Source organism: Xylophilus sp. ASV27 (assembly GCF_016428875.1).
GTDB lineage: Bacteria > Pseudomonadota > Gammaproteobacteria > Burkholderiales > Burkholderiaceae_C > Xylophilus.
In genome coordinates this window covers 1-500 of the sequence record NZ_JAELTO010000268.1, presented here as the reverse complement: position 1 = coordinate 500, position 500 = coordinate 1, and the positions used below count along the sequence as shown (strand labels likewise).

Genomic DNA, 500 nt, shown 5'->3' with positions numbered 1-500 from the left:
TGCGCCTTGGCCTGGTCCTCGGTGAGGCCGACCCAGGCCACTTCCGGGTCGGTGTAGGCCACGCTGGGGATCACGCGGGCGTTGAAGGCGGCGCTGGCCAGTTCCTTGTTGCCCTGCAGTTCGCCGGCGATGACTTCGGCCGCCACGTGCGCCTCGTGCACCGCCTTGTGCGCCAGCATGGGCTGGCCGACGATGTCGCCGATGGCGAAGATCTGCGGCACGTTGGTGCGCATCTGGATGTCGACGTTGATGAAGCCGCGCTCGGTCACGGCCACGCCGGCCTTGTCGGCGCCGATCCTGCCGCCGTTGGGCGTGCGGCCGACGGCCTGCAGCACCAGGTCGTAGACCTGCGGCTCCCTGGGCGCGCCCTCGCCTTCGAAGGTGACTTCGATGCCCTTGTCGGTGGCCTTGGCGCCTACCGTCCTGGTCTTGAGCATGATGTTGTCGAAGCGCGGCGCGTTCATCTTCTGCCAGACCTTGACCAGGTCGCGGTCGGCGCC

The 500-nt window shown here is 68.6% G+C and carries 1 protein-coding gene; it reads right to left on the bottom strand.

Annotated elements, in window-relative coordinates:
• Positions 1-500: FAD-dependent oxidoreductase (locus tag JHD63_RS22820; protein WP_198973093.1), on the bottom strand; the 500-nt coding region annotated here is incomplete at both ends.